We start from the raw sequence: 12,125 nt of genomic DNA, 5'->3' as shown, positions 1-12,125 counted from the left end.
CCATGCTGCAAGACCTGCTTCAACCTCCGCACGCCGCAGGCCCCGCGCCGCGCAGCGACGAACCCGAACCGCGCACCCTGACCGAGCGCGCCTACCGCGCGCTGCGCCACCACATCGTCTGCGGCGATCTGCAGCCGGGCCAGCGTCTGCGCGTCGAGCACCTCAAGGACCACTACGGCGTCGGCGCGGGCACGCTGCGCGAGGCGCTGGCGCTGCTGGTGTCCGACGCGCTGGTCACGGTCGAGGGCCAGCGCGGCTACCGCGTCAGCGCGGTCTCGCTGGACGACCTGCGCGACCTGACCGACACCCGCGTGCGGCTGGAGACCGAGGCGCTGCGCCAGTCGATCCGCCTGGGTGACGCGGCCTGGGAGGCGTCGGTGCGCGGGGCCTTTGCGCAGCTCAGCGCGGCCGAGGAGGGCGGCGCCGGCCGTGACCCGGACCAATGGGAGCGCGCCAACCGCCACTTCCACGAGACCCTGATCGCGGGCCACAGCTCGCCCTGGACGAGGCACCTGCTGGACATCCTCTACCGCCACGGCGAGCGCTACCGCCACATCGCGATCCGCATCGGCGCAACCCCGGGCTTCGACCGCGACGTGCACGCCGAGCACGAGGGCATCTTCCTCGCGGCGATGGCGCGGCAGGAGGCGCGCGCGGCGCTGGCCCTGGAGGCCCACATCCGGCTGACCTGCGACATCCTGACGCGGCATGCCACCGAGGCGGGGCGGCCGCTGCGGGCGGCCTGAGCGGGCTCAGGCGCCCAGCGCCGGGAACAGCTTGCTCAGACCGGCGGCCATCACCTCCACCGCCAGCGCGGCCAGGATCAGGCCCATCAGCCGGGTCATCACGTTGATGCCGGTCTGGCCGAGGAAGCGCGCAATCGGCTTGGCCGCGGCGAAGCACACCGCCGTGGCCAGGGCGATCACCACGCCATAGCCCACCAGCGCGGCGTGCTGGAAGAAGGTCTTGGCCTGGTCGGCGTAGATCACCACGGTGGACATGGTGGCCGGGCCGGTGAGCAGCGGGATGGTCAGCGGCACCACGGCGATGGAGGCCTTCGTGCCGGCATCGTCCACCTCGCTCTTGGTGGCCTTGGCCTCGGCCGGCTGGGCGTTCAGCATGGACAGCGCCGAGGTCAGCAGCAGCATGCCGCCACCCACCTGGAAACTCGCCAGCGAGATGCTGAAGAACTCGAGGATCTGCAGGCCGATCACCGCACAGGTGGCGATCACCGCGAAGGCGCTGAACGACGAGATCAGGATGGTGCGCTTGCGCTGCGCGGCACTGAAGCCCTGCGTGTAGTGGATGAAGAAAGGCACGATGGCCAGCGGGTTGACGATGGCCAGCAGGGTGATGAGGGGCTTGAAATCCATCCCGCTATTGTGCGGGTGGGGCGGGTTCTTTCCGGCGAAACATGCCGTAGCCCTCCATGTGGAGGACTTTCTCATTGCGCTGGTTGAACATCTCCCACACCGTGCGCACCAGTCCCACGTCGGGCCGTTTGCTCATCGGCCGCTTCTCGGTGATGGTGTGCTGCAGCCGCAGCACGTCGCCGGGGTAGACCGGCTTGGTCCATTTCAGGCTCTCCAGCCCGGGCGAGCCGAGGCTGGAGGTCTCGTGCAGGAAGTTGGTCACCATCAGCCGCATGGCCATGGCGCAGGTGTGCCAGCCGCTGGCGCTCAGCGCGCCGAACACCGAGGCGCGGCCGCCTTCCTCGCTGAGGTGGAAGGGCTGCGGGTCGAACTGTCTGGCAAACGCGATGATTTCTTCCTGGGTCGGCGAGAGGCTGCCCAGGTCGCGCGTCTGGCCGACCTCCAGGTCTTCCCACCAGATCCTGATGTGGGGGCTGTTCTCGGGTGTGGTCGCGGTCATGTTCATCGTCCTCCGGAAACGTCCATCAGGGTCATCGTCGTGTAGCTCGCCTCAGGCGACAGCAGCCAGACGATGGCCTGCGCCACCTCGTCGGCCGTGCCGCCGCGCTGCATGGGCACCTGGTGCTTGAGCTGGTTCACACGGTCGGGAATGCCGCCAGAGGCATGGATCTCGGTCTCGATCAGCCCCGGTCGCACCGCATTGACGCGGATGCCCTCGGCCGCCACCTCCTTGGCCAGGCCGATGGTGAAGGTGTCGATCGCGCCCTTGGCCGCCGCGTAGTCCACATACTGTCCCGGCGAGCCGATGCGCGAGGCCGCACTGGAGAGGTTGACGATGGCACCGCCCGAGCCGCCGTGGCGCGTGCTCATGCGGCGCACCGCCTCGCGCGCGCACACAAAGCTGCCGAACACGTTGATGTCGAACATGCGCTTCCAGCGCGCCGCGCTCATCTCGTCGACGCGGGCGGTGACGTCCACCACGCCGGCGTTGTTCACCAGCCCGGTGAGCCGGCCCAGTTTGGCGTCGACCTTCTGGAACATGCGCAGCACCTGTGCCTCGTCGGCCACGTCGGCCTGCACGGTGATGGCGCTGCCGCCGTCGGCGCGGATGGCGCGCACCACCTCGTCGGCGGCGAGCGAATTGGCGCTGTAGTTCACCGCCACGGCCCAGCCCCGGCGGGCCGCCAGCCGCGCCGTCGCCGCGCCGATGCCCCGGCCACCACCGGTCACCAGCAGCACCCCATCGGACCCTGTGTTCATCCTGCACCCTCCTGACGCTCTGTCACTTTTGCGGTTACAACACGCACCTGTCGAAACTTAACGCAGGCCGGGTTGCGCACCCGTCGCGCACCGGACCTGCCCACTTCATCGTTCGGAGACTTCATGGGCAGCTTTGTTCAACTCGCTTCGGCCGACGGAGGCCATTGTCCCGCCTACGTCGCACACCCTGCCGGCCAGCCCCGGGGCGGTGTGGTCGTTCTGCAGGAGATCTTCGGCGTCAACAGCCACATCCGCGCGGTGGCCGACGGCTACGCCGCCGAGGGCTACCTCGTGGTTGCGCCCTCCACCTTCCACCGGGTCCAGGCCGGTGTCGAGCTGGGCTACACCGAAGCCGACATGGGCCAGGGCATGGCGCTGAAGACCGCGGTCGAGGCCCTGCCGGCGCCCGGTGTGATGGCCGACATCCAGGCCGCCATCGACCATGCGGCGCTGGGCGGCAAGGTCGGCATCGTGGGCTACTGCTGGGGCGGCCTGTTGACCTGGCGGGCCGCCTGCACGCTGCACGGACTCTCGGCGGCCGTGCCCTACTACGGCGGCGGCATGACCACCCCGGACGAGGTGGCACGCCAGGCGCAGGTGCCGACGCTGGCGCACTTTGCCGAGCAGGACCGCTGGATTCCGCTGGAGGGCGTGGAGGCGTTCCGCCGGGCGCACCCCGGTGTGGCAGTACACCTCTACCCGGCGCACCACGGTTTCAACTGTGACCAGCGCGGTGCCTGGGACGCACCATCGGCCGCGCTCGCACGGGAGCGCACGCTCGCCTTCTTTGCACAGCACCTGGGCTGAGGCCGGCATGCGCAGCCTGCTGCGACGAGGCCTGCTGTGGGTGGCCTGTGGCACGGCCCCTGCCATGGCGCAGACACCGTATGCGGGGCCGCTGTTCGATGCGCACCTGCACTACAACGACGAGGCCTGCGTGCACGACGTGCCCGACCCGGCCTGCCCGCACCCGCTGGCCGATGTGCTGGCCCGCATGCAGCGCAACGGCGTGCGCGCCGTGCTGGCCAATTCGCGCCCCAACGCCGGCACCCGCGCCCTGGCCAGCGCCCGCGACGCCACGCGTGCGGCGGGCGTGACCGTGGTGCCCTTTGTGCGCCTGTACCGCGACCGGGCCGACTACAGCGGCTGGTTCCGGGACGAGAGCATCGTGGAACTCGTGAACTCCGAACTGGCGCGCGGCACACCGGCCGGTCCCTACCGCGGTCTGGGCGAATTCCATCTCTATGACAGCGCCAATGCCCACGGGCCGGTGGCGCGGCGCCTGATGGCGCTGGCCGAGGAGAAGCAGCTGGCGGTGCTGGCCCATGTGGACGATGTGGCGATCGACCTGCTGATGGCCGCAACGCCGAGCCAGGGGCAGAAGATGCGGCTGATCTGGGCCCACACGGGCATTGGCGGCGCTCCCGTCGAACGCGTCGACGCCCTGATGGCGCGCTACCCCCAGCTGATGGGCGAGCTGTCCTACCGCCCCGGGCTCACCTGCGGCGACGGGCAGCTGTGCCCGGAGTGGCGCAGCCTGCTGCTGAAGTACCCTGAACGCTTCGTGATCGGGTCGGACACCTGGGTCAACCAGCGCTGGCTCTATTACGACGAGCTGATGCAGTCCTACCGGCTCTGGCTGGGCGGTCTGCCCGCTGGCGTGGCTCGCCGCATCGCCTGGGACAACGCGGCGACGCTGTTCGGCGTGCCGCACGGCAACGGCCGGCCCTGACCCGGTTCCCGGCGCTGTCAGCGCCCGCTGCGCGCCAGGTAGCGCTTGCGCCAGAACACCACGCTCAGGCCGGCGGCGATCAGGACCATCGACCCCATGGCCCACCAGAAGCCGGCGTTGTCGTGCAGCAGCGGGATGAACTCGAAGTTCATGCCGAAGATGCCCGCGATCAGGTTCAGCGGCAGGAAGATGGCGGTCAGCGCAGTGAGCGTGCGCATGATGTCGTTGGTGCGGTTGCTCTGCGCCGAGAAGTGCATCTGCACCGCGGTTTCGGCGTTCTGCTCCAGCCGCCGCACATGGTGAATCACCCGTTCGATGTGCTCCAGCACATCGCGGCTGCGCACCTTGAGCAGCTCCAGGCCCTTGTGGCCGCCGAAGTGGTCGCTTTTCCCCTCGACCACCTCCCAGCCCGCGAGCGCCTCGATCCAGTCCTGGATGGCGGCGCGCTGGTCTTCGCAGATCTCGTCGAGCTGGTGCAGCGAGATGCGGGCGTCCAGCAGAGAGCCCCAGTTGGTGAATCGGGTGGACGGGTGCAGCAGCTCGGCCTGCCAGTGGTCCAGCTGGCGTGTGAGCTCGCGCCGCAACTCCAGATAGCCGTCGACCATCTGGTTGACGATGCGCAGCATCAGGTCGGCGGGGCCGGCGGGCAGGTTCACGCCGGCCGCACGCGCGGCGCTTGTGCCTGCGGCCAGCAGGCGCGTGGCGTAGTGATCGAGCACCGTGCAGCCGGCCGGGTGCACGGTGAGCAGGACGTGGTCGAAGACGGCGAAGCCCACCGGGCTGGTGTCGATGCGGCGCAGCACCGGCGGGCCGCCGCGCCGGGTGGGCTGCGTGAGCACCTGGCCGGGATGGGAAAGGTCGGTTTCGCTGTGGCCGGCCGCCAGGCGCCTGAACACCAGCAGGTCGTACTGCGAGGTGTAGTCGAAGTGCGAGGGCAGCTGGTTGTTCAGCAGATCGGAGACGTGCAGGTCCACCATCGGCACGCTGCCCAGCGCCTGCAGCGTGGACTGCACGTGGCCTTGTTCAAGTTCGAACTCCCGCCGGCCGCAGGCGATCCAGATGAACCCGCTGGCCGGCGGATGCGCGGGCAGCGCGTCGGACTCGGTGACCGAGGTCGTCTGGATGTGAAAGACGCGCATGCCCCGGACCCGCCTCAGCCGCGCAGCAGCCGCGCGGCGTCGCGCGCGAAATAGGTCAGGATGCCGTCGCAGCCTGCGCGCTTGAAGGCCATCAGGCTTTCCATCATGACGGCGTCATGGTCCAGCCAGCCGTTCTGCGCGGCGGCCTTGAGCATCGCGTATTCGCCGCTGACCTGGTAGGCAAACGTCGGCATGTGGAACTCGTCCTTCACGCGGCGCACGATGTCCAGGTAGGGCATGCCCGGCTTGACCATGACCAGGTCCGCGCCTTCGGCGATGTCCAGGGCCACCTCGCGCAGCGCCTCGTCGCTGTTGCCCGGGTCCATCTGGTAGACCTTCTTGTCGGCCTTGCCCAGGTTGGCGGCCGAACCCACTGCGTCGCGGAACGGGCCGTAGAAGGCGCTGGCGTACTTGGCGCTGTAGGCCATGATGCGTGTATGCACATGGCCGGCGGCTTCCAGTCCCTGGCGGATGGCACCGATGCGGCCGTCCATCATGTCGCTGGGGGCCACCATGTCCACCCCTGCGGCCGCCTGGGTCAGCGCCTGCTGCACCAGGATCTTCACCGTCGGGTCGTTCAGGATGTAGTTGTGCTCGTCGAGCACGCCGTCCTGGCCGTGGCTGGTGTAGGGGTCCAGCGCGACATCGGTCATCACTCCCAGTCCGGGGAATTCCTTCTTGAGCGCCCGCACCACGCGCGGCACCAGGCCGTCGGGATTCATGGCCTCCTGGCCGTCCGGCGTCTTGAGCGACTGGTCGATCACCGGAAACAGCGCCACGTAGGGAATGCCCAGCTTCACGCAGTCCTCGGCCACCGGCAGCAGCAGGTCCAGGCTCAGGCGCTCCACGCCTGGCATCGACTTGACCGCCTCGCGCCGGTCGGTGCCGTCCAGCACGAACACGGGATAAATGAAGTCGGCCGGGCTCAGACGGTGCTCTTGCACCAGGTCGCGGGTGAATGCATCGCGGCGCAGGCGGCGCGGGCGGGACAGGGGGTAGGGGGCGGGGGTGTGCATGGATCTATTGTGGCAAACCGATCAACCGTGCAGTAATTTGCGATGGCACCGGCGCATCCTGACCGGACGGTTGTTGCAAACCGTAAAAAAAGCCCGATGATTGAGAACACCTTGGAGAAATGTTCACCTCCTGGTAATACGAAAATACCGATCTTCCTGCGCCATCCGGAGCGCCGCAGGAATCTTTCACTCAAGAGCACCGTCATGCAGCCCACCAGATCCAGCCCACCGACCCAGACCTCCCAGCCCAAGCCGGGCGCCCCGGCCGAGGCCGATGCATGGAAGCTGGAGGATCACTGGCAGGAGCTGGTTTCGGCGCTGGCCGACCAGTTCACCGAAGGGGTGAGCAACCTCCAGAACCAGATCGACCAGCTGCTGGCCAAAGGCCGCATCACGAAGATGGAGCACCGGGCGCTGAACATCCCGGCCGAGCGCATCAAGCTGGCCGGGCTCAGTGCCCAGCAGATCCATCGCCTGTATGGGGGGCGCATCCGCCAGTCGCACGAGAAGGTGAACATGGCCGATCTGGTGGAGGGTGTGCTGCAGGAGCGGAAACAGGAACTGGGCATCCTGGGCATTGCCCTGCGCCGCAAGCTCAAACCGGTCGAGGTGCTGATTGACCCGACCTTGGCGCATTCCTTCGTCAATGCGGTGCTTGACTGGGGGCTTCCCTTCGGCAACCGGGTGGACGTGCGTGTGGACCTCAACGCCTGGCCGCAGCATGCGCGCCTTCAGATTCGCGTAGCCAACGATGGGGTGCCGCCTTCGAGCAGCACATCGTCCGACAGTCTGAGCTGGATGCTGATTCGCCAGATTGCCACTGCGTCGGGCGGCATCGACCTCGAGCGCAACGTCACCGCCGAAGGCGTCAGTTTCACGGCCATGTTCAGCCGCACCGTTGTGCAGGCGGTGGACGGCATTTCGACCGTCGACCTGTCGGACGAGCATTCGTCGATGTTTAAGTCGCTCTCGGGCACCTATGTGCTCACGATCTCTCCCAGCCTTCAGATCCGGGCCGATGTGCGGGACGCCCTGCGCGAAATCGGCATCACCTCCGACAGCGTGGTGGACTTCCAGCAGGCCCGGGACGCAGTCAAGGCCCGAATGCCCAACCTGATCGTGGTGGACTCGGAGCTCAAGGACGACGAATTCGACCGGTTCCGCGACGAGTTGCTGCGCGAGGTGTTCGAGTTTCCGTTCGTGGAGATTTCGCCCGACGACAGTTCGTTCGACATGTCTGGGTTCGGCGAGTTTTCGATGGCCAAGGTGGGCCGCGGGAACATCCGCGAAGCGCTGGGAACGGCCGTGATGTTCGAATTGGCCAAGATGATGTAACCCTTTTGGGTTCATGTCCGGGCTTAGCCTGCAATCCCTGTCAGATCTGACAGTGTTGCGCTTCACAGCCGATGTGTTTTGTTGTAACATCAGCAATGAGCGTGCTCTCGGGCCGCTCCCCGCTTTTCCTCCCTGAGCGGGTGCCTTAGTGTGTGACAGCAAAAAGGCTTCCTAACCCGGCCCTGTGGGCCGGGTTTTTTTTCTGCCCTTCGGCAGGGGATCCTTGGTTGCGAAGCGCAGATAAACTGCCCGCATGCTCTGGGTCAAATCCTTCCACATCGTCTTCATCGCCAGCTGGTTTGCGGGCCTGTTCTATCTGCCCCGCATCTTCGTGAACCTGGCCATGGTGCCGCCTGAAAGCGTGGCCGAGCGTGAACGGTTGATGCTGATGGCTGAAAAGCTCTTCCGTTTCACCACCATGCTGGCCGTTCCTGCCTTGGTCCTGGGGCTTTGGCTCTGGCTGGGATACGGGATCGGGCTTGGCGCCGGCAACGGGTGGATGCACGCCAAGCTGCTCCTGGTGGTCCTGATCCTGGGCTATCACCACGCGTGCGGGCGGCTTCTGAAGACTTTCAGGACCAATGCCAACCGCCGCCATCATGTGTGGTTCCGGTGGTTCAACGAGGCGCCGGTGATCATGCTGGTGCTGGTGGTCGTGTTGGTGGTCGTCAAGCCGTTCTGATGACCCCGGGCGCCGTGGCGAGCCGATCCTCCGCCATCCCGCTGTCGCTGCTGTTTGCTGCGCTGGTCGTGTACGCCAGCCTCTACCCCTTCGATGGGTGGCGGTGGCCGGCCGGCTCTGCGTGGGCGTTTCTGGACGCGCCCCTCCCCCGGTATTGGACGAAGTTCGATGTCATGGCCAACCTGGTGGGCTACATGCCGCTGGGGTTTCTGGTTGCACTGGGGCTGTTGCGCTCCGGCTGGGGACGCTGGGCCTGGGTCCTGGCGCTGCTGTTGCCGGCTCTGCTGTCGCTGCTGCTGGAGACCTTGCAGAACCTGCTGCCCATGCGGGTGCCATCGAACCTCGACCTCGGGCTGAACATCGCAGGCGGGGGGCTGGGCGTGTGCATCGCCTGGCTGTTGGAGCGGCTGGGTGTGATGCGCCAGTGGACCCATTTCCGCCGGCACTGGTTCGCGCCCCATGCCCATGGATCACTGGTATTGCTGGCTCTCTGGCCGTTTGCCTTGCTGTATCCGGTGTCGGTGCCGTTCGGTCTTGGGCAGGTCTGGGTGCAGCTTGAGCAGGTGTTGTCCGGCCTGCTGGCGGACACGCCCTTCCTGGTGTGGCTGCCCATGCAAGCAGAAGCGGCCGTGCCGCTGAGCCCGCTGGCTCAGGCCTTGTGCGTGGCGCTGGGTTTGCTGGCGCCGCTGATGCTCGGCTATGCGGATGTGCCGGTGCCCGGGCGCAGAGTGGTGCTGATGATCGCGCTGCTCGTGTCGGCGCTCGGTGCGGCCGGACTCTCTGCTGCGATGACGTACGGGCCGGACCATGCCTGGGCCTGGGTGGACATGCCGGCGCTGCTGGGAATGGGCGGTGCCGCGGTGGTGGCCCTCGTCACGGTGAGCTTGCCATCCCGCGTGTGCCATGTGGGGTTGCTGCTGGCGCTGGCGGTGTCCCTGAGCTTGCTCAATCGAGCGCCGGTGAGCGCCTACTTCGATCAGTCGCTGGATGTCTGGGAGCAGGGGCGCTTCATTCGCTTCCATGGCCTGTCGCAGTGGCTGGGCTGGTTGTGGCCGTTTGCCGCTCTGGTGTACGCGGTGCGGGCAGTGACCCGCCTCCCCTTGGGGCGCCAGGTCGACCACTAGAATCCAGCCATGTCCGAGAACCGATCCTCCTACTACGAGCGCCACATCTTTTTTTGCCTGAATCAGCGCGACAACGGCGAAAACTGCTGTGCCCAGCACAAGGCGCAGGCCGCTTTTGATCGGTGCAAGAGCCAGTCGAAGGCGCTCGGGCTGCTGGGGCCTGGCAAGGTGCGAGTGAACAAGGCCGGTTGCCTGGACCGCTGCGCCGGCGGTCCCATTGCGGTGGTGTACCCGGAGGCCGTCTGGTACAGCTATGTGGACGAGCACGACATCGACGAGATCGTGCAGTCGCATCTTCGGGACGGTGTGGTGGTCGAGCGGCTGCGGACACCCCCCGAGGTGGGACGCTGACACGCGCGGATTCCTGGGCTGGCCGCACGACAACTGTGAACGCACACACCGAGCATCTGTTTCAGGCGGGTCCCTCCGGGCAACTGGAGCTGGCCATCGACCGTCCTGCGGGTTCCCCGCGCGGGATGGCGGTCATTGCCCATCCGCATCCCCTGCACGGTGGCACACTGACCAACAAGGTGGTGCAGACGCTGGCGCGCGCCTTTGTGCTCGGTGGCTGGACGGCTGTGCGCTTCAATTTCCGGGGCGTGGGTGCGAGTGCGGGTGTCTACGATGAGGGGCGCGGCGAGTTGCAGGACATGCTGGCCGTCGTACAGGCGCAGGCGCCCGATGGTCCGCTGTGTCTCGCGGGATTCTCGTTTGGTGGCTTTGTCGCCAGCCACGCCGTGGCTGCCTTGCAGGGGCGGAGGGATATCCAGCGGGTGGTGATGGTCGGTCCGGCGGCCAGCCGTTTTGATGTGGCCGAAATTCAGGATGAACTTCGCCTGCGCACCTTGGTCATTCATGGCGAACACGACGACACCGTGCCGTTGCAGTCCGTGATGGAGTGGGCCCGCCCCCAGGCTTTGCCGGTGCTGGTGGTGCCCGGTGGCGGTCATTTTTTCCATGGCCAGTTGCCTTTGTTGCGGGACCTCGTGCTGCGGCATCTTCCCGCGTGAGTTCGGGCCGCTCATTGCGGGCCTCACTTTTTCTTTTTTATTTCATGCTTTTTGAACGAATTCTGCGTAATGGCAGCCTGGCGGCTGCCTTCTTTCTGTGCTGGCACCTGACCGCCTCTGCGATCGTCCCGCAACCGCCGGAGGTGGCTGCGCGGGCATATCTCCTTATGGATGTGTCGTCAGGGCAGGTTCTCGCTGCCAAGGATGCGGACAAGCCGGTCGAGCCTGCGTCGCTGACCAAGCTGATGACCGCCTATCTCGTGTTCGACGCGCTCAAGTCCGGCAAGCTGGATCTGAAGCAAACGCTGTCGGTGAGTGAGCGAGCCTGGAAAATGCCGGGCTCCCGCATGTTCATCGATCCCAAGATGAAGGTGCCGGTAGAAGATCTCATCAAAGGGATGATCGTGCAGTCGGGCAACGACGCCACCATGGCCCTGGCCGAAGGGGTGGGTGGAAGCGCCGAGCAGTTTGTCGAGATGATGAACCGCCAAGCGAAGGTCCTTGGCATGAATGCCAGCAGCTTTCGCAATCCGGAAGGCCTCACCGTGCCCGGGCACACCACCACGGCGCGGGACCTGGCCACGCTGGCAACCCGGTTGATGCGCGATTTCCCCGAATACGTGCCGTACTACGCCATTCAGCGGTACCGCTATCCAGGCACTCCAGCCGCCAACGACACCAACCGGAACCTTCTGCTGTTCCGCGACCCCACCGTGGACGGTCTGAAAACGGGCCACACCGACGCCGCCGGTTATTGCCTGGTCGCGACGGCGCGCCGCCCCAGTGCGTTGTTGGGTAGCGGAGCCGAAGGACAGCGCAGGCTGCTGAGCGTTGTGCTCGGGGCGGCAAGCGAGAACTCGCGCGCCGCTGAGAGCCAGAAGCTGCTGAACTGGGGGTTCACGGCCTACGAGGCGGTCCGGCTGAGTTCTGCCGGCGGGGCGGTGGTCACGCCGCGTGTTTGGAAGGGACGCGTGGAACAGGCCAGACTCGGGCGTCCCGAAGGAGTGGTGGTTTCCGTTCCTGCAGGTACCGGTGCCGGCCTCAAGACCGAGGTCGCCCGTCCGGACCCTCTGGTGGCACCGCTATTGAAAGGGCAGCAGGTGGGGATGCTGCGTGTGCGCACGGCGGCTGGCGAAACGGTCGCCGAAGTTCCGTTGACGGTTCTGGAACCTGTGGAAGAGAGCGGCGTTTTTGGGCGCGCGTGGGACGCATTGCGCCTCTGGATCCAGTGATCAGCGTGGCGTAGCTGTGCATGAGCCCGTGATTTGGTCTTTCTCCGGGCCCGTGATACAGTAGAGGGCTTTTCGGAATTTTCCGAAGGGTTTTGCTTTTTCGCTCATCAAACGTTTAGGGACGTTTCTTTCATGCCAACCATCAGTCAACTCGTGCGCCACGGCCGGGAGGTCGAAAAGACCAAATCCAAGAGCCCGGCCATGGAAAACTCGCCGCAGCGT

General features: G+C 66.5%; 14 protein-coding genes and 1 pseudogene. 10 read left to right on the top strand and 5 right to left on the bottom strand.

Translation table 11 applies throughout. From position 1 onward, the window contains the following. Positions 1-2 precede the first annotated feature (2 nt). The gene (locus tag RCO38_RS16305; protein ID WP_308329402.1) at positions 3-746 is read left to right on the top strand and encodes a GntR family transcriptional regulator; all 744 of its coding nucleotides are present in this window, start codon (positions 3-5) and stop codon (positions 744-746) included. A 6-nt stretch (positions 747-752) separates the two neighbouring features. Here the strand turns inward: RCO38_RS16305 and RCO38_RS16300 are convergent, their stop codons facing one another. The 3 genes from RCO38_RS16300 to RCO38_RS16290 are packed head-to-tail and all read right to left on the bottom strand — an operon-like array spanning position 753 to position 2,633. Then, the gene (locus RCO38_RS16300) at positions 753-1,373 is read right to left on the bottom strand and encodes a MarC family protein (protein ID WP_308329401.1); all 621 of its coding nucleotides are present in this window, start codon (positions 1,371-1,373) and stop codon (positions 753-755) included. Between the two features lie 4 nt (positions 1,374-1,377). Beyond that, entirely contained in the window at positions 1,378-1,878 is a 501-nt protein-coding gene (locus tag RCO38_RS16295; RefSeq protein WP_374694548.1) for a MaoC family dehydratase, read from the bottom strand. After that, entirely contained in the window at positions 1,875-2,633 is a 759-nt protein-coding gene (locus RCO38_RS16290; protein WP_308329399.1) for an SDR family oxidoreductase, read from the bottom strand. Before RCO38_RS16290 ends, RCO38_RS16295 begins: the two co-directional genes overlap by 4 nt. Positions 2,634-2,756: 123 nt before the next feature. On the opposite strand from RCO38_RS16290, the gene RCO38_RS16285 reads away from it, so the two are divergent. Both RCO38_RS16285 and RCO38_RS16280 read left to right on the top strand, forming a co-directional pair. Next, on the top strand, positions 2,757-3,440 hold the full coding sequence (locus RCO38_RS16285; RefSeq protein ID WP_308329398.1) for a dienelactone hydrolase family protein: 684 nt from the start codon (positions 2,757-2,759) through the stop codon (positions 3,438-3,440). Positions 3,441-3,447: 7 nt separating this feature from the next. Next, positions 3,448-4,365: an amidohydrolase family protein gene (locus tag RCO38_RS16280; protein WP_374694547.1), complete on the top strand. Its 918-nt coding sequence runs from the start codon at positions 3,448-3,450 to the stop codon at positions 4,363-4,365. 17 nt (positions 4,366-4,382) lie between these two features. Here the strand turns inward: RCO38_RS16280 and RCO38_RS16275 are convergent, their stop codons facing one another. Together RCO38_RS16275 and hemB are read right to left on the bottom strand one after the other, a co-directional pair. Next, positions 4,383-5,504 carry a magnesium transporter CorA family protein gene (locus tag RCO38_RS16275; RefSeq protein WP_308329397.1) on the bottom strand — a complete coding sequence of 374 codons (1,122 nt, stop codon included), beginning with the start codon at positions 5,502-5,504 and terminating at the stop codon, positions 4,383-4,385. A gap of 14 nt (positions 5,505-5,518) precedes the next feature. After that, on the bottom strand, positions 5,519-6,520 hold the full coding sequence (gene hemB / locus RCO38_RS16270) for a porphobilinogen synthase (RefSeq protein WP_308329396.1): 1,002 nt from the start codon (positions 6,518-6,520) through the stop codon (positions 5,519-5,521). A 204-nt stretch (positions 6,521-6,724) separates the two neighbouring features. Here hemB and RCO38_RS16265 point away from each other — a divergent pair, with 204 nt between their 5' ends. The 7 genes and pseudogenes from RCO38_RS16265 to rpsL all read left to right on the top strand — a co-directional run. Then, positions 6,725-7,855, top strand: coding sequence for a hypothetical protein (locus RCO38_RS16265; RefSeq protein WP_308329395.1), 1,131 nt, complete (start codon positions 6,725-6,727; stop codon positions 7,853-7,855). A 253-nt stretch (positions 7,856-8,108) separates the two neighbouring features. Beyond that, a complete protein-coding gene (locus RCO38_RS16260; protein WP_308329394.1) occupies positions 8,109-8,537 on the top strand; it encodes a CopD family protein in 429 nt (142 codons plus the stop codon). Further along, positions 8,537-9,661, top strand: a complete 1,125-nt coding sequence (locus RCO38_RS16255) for a VanZ family protein (RefSeq protein WP_308329393.1) — start codon at positions 8,537-8,539, stop codon at positions 9,659-9,661. Before RCO38_RS16260 ends, RCO38_RS16255 begins: the two co-directional genes overlap by 1 nt. A gap of 9 nt (positions 9,662-9,670) precedes the next feature. After that, on the top strand, positions 9,671-10,012 hold the full coding sequence (locus RCO38_RS16250) for a (2Fe-2S) ferredoxin domain-containing protein (protein WP_308329392.1): 342 nt from the start codon (positions 9,671-9,673) through the stop codon (positions 10,010-10,012). A 35-nt stretch (positions 10,013-10,047) separates the two neighbouring features. After that, positions 10,048-10,671 carry an alpha/beta hydrolase gene (locus tag RCO38_RS16245; protein WP_308329391.1) on the top strand — a complete coding sequence of 208 codons (624 nt, stop codon included), beginning with the start codon at positions 10,048-10,050 and terminating at the stop codon, positions 10,669-10,671. A 44-nt stretch (positions 10,672-10,715) separates the two neighbouring features. After that, on the top strand, positions 10,716-11,903 hold the full coding sequence (locus tag RCO38_RS16240) for a D-alanyl-D-alanine carboxypeptidase family protein (protein ID WP_308329837.1): 1,188 nt from the start codon (positions 10,716-10,718) through the stop codon (positions 11,901-11,903). A 132-nt stretch (positions 11,904-12,035) separates the two neighbouring features. After that, positions 12,036-12,125: pseudogene (gene rpsL, locus RCO38_RS16235) on the top strand (30S ribosomal protein S12); the annotation flags it as partial.

The sequence above is a fragment of the Hydrogenophaga pseudoflava genome (assembly GCF_031020795.1).
GTDB classification, from domain to species: Bacteria; Pseudomonadota; Gammaproteobacteria; order Burkholderiales; family Burkholderiaceae_C; genus Hydrogenophaga; species Hydrogenophaga pseudoflava_A.
This window is presented reverse-complemented; position numbering and strand designations above follow the sequence as displayed.